This window comes from Marinobacter sp., from assembly GCF_014859525.1.
Lineage (GTDB): Bacteria > Pseudomonadota > Gammaproteobacteria > Pseudomonadales > Oleiphilaceae > Marinobacter.
The window spans coordinates 1-4,743 of the sequence record NZ_JACUUB010000125.1 but is presented as its reverse complement, the minus strand read 5'-3'; the positions used below and the strand labels follow the sequence as shown (position 1 = coordinate 4,743).

The 4,743-nt window shown below is 56.8% G+C and carries 3 protein-coding genes and 1 pseudogene; all 4 read right to left on the bottom strand.

Annotation, left to right across the window (positions count from 1 at the left end; translation table 11 throughout):
- Positions 1-3 precede the first annotated feature (3 nt).
- Positions 4-1,770 carry an SLC13 family permease gene (locus tag IBX51_RS14335; protein ID WP_291831979.1) on the bottom strand — a complete coding sequence of 589 codons (1,767 nt, stop codon included), beginning with the start codon at positions 1,768-1,770 and terminating at the stop codon, positions 4-6.
- 95 nt (positions 1,771-1,865) lie between these two features.
- Positions 1,866-3,761, bottom strand: a complete 1,896-nt coding sequence (parE, locus tag IBX51_RS14330; RefSeq protein WP_291831977.1) for a DNA topoisomerase IV subunit B — start codon at positions 3,759-3,761, stop codon at positions 1,866-1,868.
- Between the two features lie 100 nt (positions 3,762-3,861).
- On the bottom strand, positions 3,862-4,356 hold the full coding sequence (locus IBX51_RS14325; protein WP_291831976.1) for a protease complex subunit PrcB family protein: 495 nt from the start codon (positions 4,354-4,356) through the stop codon (positions 3,862-3,864).
- Positions 4,353-4,743, bottom strand: a pseudogene (locus IBX51_RS14320) (peptidase S8); the annotation flags it as partial. The gene IBX51_RS14325 and the pseudogene IBX51_RS14320, both read right to left, overlap by 4 nt.

Sequence of the window (4,743 nt, the reverse complement as noted above, 5' to 3'; positions counted from 1 at the left end):
GCATCAAACGCCGTAGACGATGGAGATCACGCCAACGGTAACCAAACCGATGAACAGATTCATCGGCACACCCACCCGCACAAAATCGCCAAACCGATATCCGCCCGGCCCAAATACCATCATGTTGGTCTGATACCCAAGCGGTGTTGCAAAACTGGCCGAGGCCGCCATCATAACCACAATCACAAAGGGCTCGGCATCTACCCCCATGGCCGCCGTCAGTGACAGCACCACCGGCAGAATCAACACAGCGGCTGCGTTATTGGTGATCACTTCGGTCAGCACCGACACCACCAGGTACACCAGCAACAGCGCCAGCAAGGTGTCGCCGTTACTCATGCTGAACACGGCACCGGCCAGATAACTTGCCGCGCCAGTCTGCTCCAGGGCGCCACCCAGCGCAAACGAGGCCGCAATGGTCAGAATTACCGGAACATCAACGGACTTCTGAGCCTGGCCAACGGAGCAGCACCCGGACAGAATCATCAGAAACGCCCCCACCAGCGCCGCATTGAGCATGGTCATAACACCAAAAGCGGCCAGACCTACCAACACAAACAAAATGCCCCAGGATAACCCGGCGCGATCGTGACGAGGTGCTTCTGTTTCCAGATCGTTGATTAACAGAAAATCCTTGTTGTAACGCTGCCGGCTAACAAACGCCGGGCGAGCCTCCAGCAACAACACATCACCGGGCTTGAGACGAATATTGCCCAGATTACCCGGCACCCGTTCCCCCCCGCGAGCCACCGCCAGCACAACAGCACCGTAACGGTCACGAAACCGGGCATCGCGTATGGTTTGACCAAGCACATCCGACTGGGGTGACAAAACGGCCTCCACAAGGCGACGTTCAGCCCGGATTTTGCTCAGGGACGGCTCATCATCGTGCACCGAAGGCACAATACCGTTGATTCTCAGCAAGTCAGAAATGGCTTGAGTGTCTCCCGCAAACACTAACCGGTCACCACCTCGTAGACGTTCTTCCGAGGGCACCGCCGTTACCACACTGCCATCGCGTTCGATCTCCACCAGGTAGAGGCGGTCCAGCTCTCGCAATCCGGCTTCACCCACGCTTTTGCCCACCAACGGCCCTTCAAATGCCACCGCGACTTCAAGCGTAAATTCTTTGACCGAGCCAAACTTCTGCTGGTCTTTGCGATCTGGTAATACTCGCGGTAACACCAGCAGCATCACCGAGATCCCGATGATTGCCACCGGTAAGCCCACCTGGGTGATCGCAAAAATAGAAAAACCATCCGTGCCCGTTAACTGCTGGTACTGGCCATTGACCACAAGATTGGTGCTGGTGCCAATCAGAGTCAGCGTACCCCCCAGAATGGCCGAATAACTCAACGGGATCATCAGCTTTGATGGCGCAATACCGATTTTTCTGGACCAGGTGTGGATCGCCGGGATCATGGTGGCAACCACCGGAGTATTGTTCAGAAAGCCGCTTAAAAGAGTTACTGGCAGGGCAATGCGGGCCTGGGCACCACGCACCGATTTAGGACTTCCCAGAACATAGCGGACGAGCAGATCAACGCCGCCGGAATGATGCACTCCAGACGCCACCACAAACAGCGCGACCACCGTGATCAAGCCGGAATTGCTAAAACCCGCCAGTGCCTGTTCGGGACCAATGATGCCGCTGGCGCTCAACACCACCAGCGCCGCCATCATGACCAGATGAGGCGCAAATCGACCAGAACTCATCAGTACCAGGGCGGCCACTGCCAATCCCAGGGAAAACCATCCTTGCCAGTCCATAACTCGGTTTATCCGGTGATAAAACCGACAGGATAACGAGCCATACCAATTCTGAGAAAGAATAAAGAACGATTCTTATAGCACTGCAGGGAATATCAAACCGCCACATCGGCCATGTTGCCGTAGGCTTCAAGCCAAACCTTACGGTCAGACGCCCGCTTTTTACCCAACAGCATGTCCATGCACTCGTCTGTGTTATCACCCTCTTCCAACGTCAACATCACCAAACGACGAGTATCCGGAGCCATGGTAGTCTCCCGCAGCTGTAGCGGGTTCATTTCGCCCAACCCCTTGAAGCGGGTGACCTGGATCTTGCCCTTGCGATTCTCCGCCGCCAGGCGATCAAGAATGCCCTGCCTCTCGTGCTCATCCAAGGCGTAGAAAGTTTCTTTGCCCAGGTCCACCCGGTACAGTGGAGGCATGGCCACAAACACATGGCCAGCAGACACCAACGGACGGAAGTGCTTAACGAACAGCGCGCACAACAACGTGGCGATGTGCAGGCCGTCAGAATCGGCGTCTGCCAGGATGCAGACTTTGTTATAACGTAATCCGGCCAGTTCATCCGAGCCAGGGTCGACACCAATAGCCACGGCAATGTCGTGAACTTCCTGCGAGGCCAGTATCTCGCTGGAATCTACCTCCCAGGTATTGAGAATCTTGCCCCGAAGCGGCATCACCGCCTGAAACTCCCGATCTCGGGCTTGCTTGGCGGAGCCGCCGGCGGAATCTCCCTCCACCAGAAACAGTTCTGAGCGATTGGTATCGGAGCCCGAACAATCCGCCAGCTTGCCCGGTAACGCCGGACCCGAGGTGACCTTCTTGCGAGCGACTTTTTTGCTGGCGCGCAGCCGGCGTTGGGCATTATTGATAAACAACTCGGCCAACACTTCGGCAATGTCAGTGTGCTGGTTCAGCCAAAGACTGAATGCATCTTTGACCACACCAGAGACAAACGCTGCCGCCTCCCGGGAAGACAAGCGCTCTTTGGTTTGGCCGGAAAACTGGGGTTCCTGCATTTTGAAGGACAACACATAGGCCACCCGTTCCCAGATGTCCTCGGGCGACAGTTTTACACCCCGCGGCAGCAAACTGCGAAACTCGCAGAATTCCCGCATGGCTTCCAGCAGACCGGTACGCAGACCATTGACGTGGGTACCACCCTGAGCTGTCGGGATCAGGTTAACGTAGCTTTCCATCACCGCATCGCCGCCTTCAGGCAGCCACTGGATCGCCCAGTCTACCGCTTCTTTATTACCGGTCAGACTGCCAGTGAACGGTTCCAGCGGCACCGCTTCAATATCGGCCAGAGCGGTCCGCAGATAGTCCCGCAGGCCGTCCTCATAAAACCACTCGTCCTTCTCGCCGGTTTTTTCGTGCACGAACGTCACCGTCAGGCCCGGGCACAGCACCGCTTTGGCGCGCAAATTGTGACGCAAACGGCTAACGGAAAAGTTGGGACTGTCGAAGTATTTCGAGTCCGGAGTGAACCTTAAGCAAGTGCCGGTGTTGCGCTTGCCAACGGTATCAATCACTTCAAGCTCAGAGGCTTTCTCACCGCTGGCAAACGTCATTCGGTGTACCTGGCCATTTCGCCTGATCGTCACCTCAAGATGAAGAGACAAGGCATTAACCACAGAGACACCAACACCGTGCAAACCACCGGAAAAGTTATAGTTGCCTTCGGAGAACTTGCCCCCCGCGTGCAGCCGCGACAGGATCAGCTCGACTCCCGGCACTCCCTCTTCTTTGTGGATGTCAACGGGCATACCACGGCCGTCGTCTTCCACGCTCAGGGAATTATCACTGTGCAGGATCACGTCAATTCGGCGGGCATGGCCAGCTAGCGCTTCGTCAACACTGTTGTCGATGACTTCCTGAGCCAGGTGGTTCGGACGAGAGGTGTCCGTGTACATCCCCGGGCGCTTGCGCACCGGATCAAGACCGGTCAGGACTTCAATGGCATCGGCGTTATAAAGTTGCTCGCTCATAGGAATGGCATGGCTCCGCAATTGGTCGTAAAAGCTGAGCCATAGCTTAGGGATTCGGGCCGAAAGATCAACGGTTGTTTTGTGGTGGCGCCAAGTAGTATCAGTTTCCGGCCGTTTTCAGGATGGGCGACTCTGTGAGACCGGAAACTTCAAGGCGCTGCCAGCCTTCATCCGCGATCGCCAGAACAACACAAGGCGACGTAATCACTTGCGCCACCATCATGTCGGGCGCCGGCTCCGTCACCTTCATGGCAAGCTTGAGGGTGTGGTTATCACGCGTGGCCGAATCCAGCCCCACGCCATAACCGGCCGTTGGTTTCTGCCCCAGGGTGACGATCACCAGAGCTTCTTCCTCAAGATTGACCTGACGGATAACGCCCGTCGAGATGTTCTGCCCCCCCAGGTCCAGCAACGCCTCCAGCTCAGCACTGGAGCGAACCAGGGCAACGCCAGGGCCAGTCAGACCACAATGTGCAGACTGGGTAACCTGGCGCACCTGTGGCTCGCCACCGGACGCTCCACCGGTGGCACTGCAGGCCGTCAATATGGCTGCGGTCAGAGGTGCAAACAAGAAACGGGCAATGCGTGGGGTCATTGTGTGGTCCTGGGCCGATGATCACCTGGAGCCTTATTTTGCTCCTGCGACATCAAACGGTAACCCCGAAAGCCCGGTCTGGGCAAGATGTCTGGTGTTTGCGCAGAAATCGTCGGGCGAGTAAAACTGGTGGTCATCCGGATATCCGACAGGCTTTGCCCTTCCTCAATCGTAATCACCTCCCGTAAACCCGATATCGGGTACTCGGCGCAGGCCTCACCGGGCTGGCAGATAATGCCGTCACCATCGAGATCTGTGCCCGCCACCAGGAAGTAGTCGCCCGGACGTACCTGATTCAAACGGCGCGGCTCCTCGCCATCCCAGGATTCAAAGCGGAAACGGTAGCTGCCATCGGTAGCCTCAACGACAACCTGGGCTTCGGCCCAG

Bases quoted from the DNA above. Each gene is read 5' to 3' on its own strand.
- IBX51_RS14335 (WP_291831979.1), bottom strand. From the start codon at position 1,770: ATGGACTGGCAAGGATGGTTTTCCCTGGGATTGGCAGTGGCCGCCCTG.
- parE (WP_291831977.1), bottom strand. From the start codon at position 3,761: ATGAGCGAGCAACTTTATAACGCCGATGCCATTGAAGTCCTGACCGGT.
- IBX51_RS14325 (WP_291831976.1), bottom strand. From the start codon at position 4,356: ATGACCCCACGCATTGCCCGTTTCTTGTTTGCACCTCTGACCGCAGCC.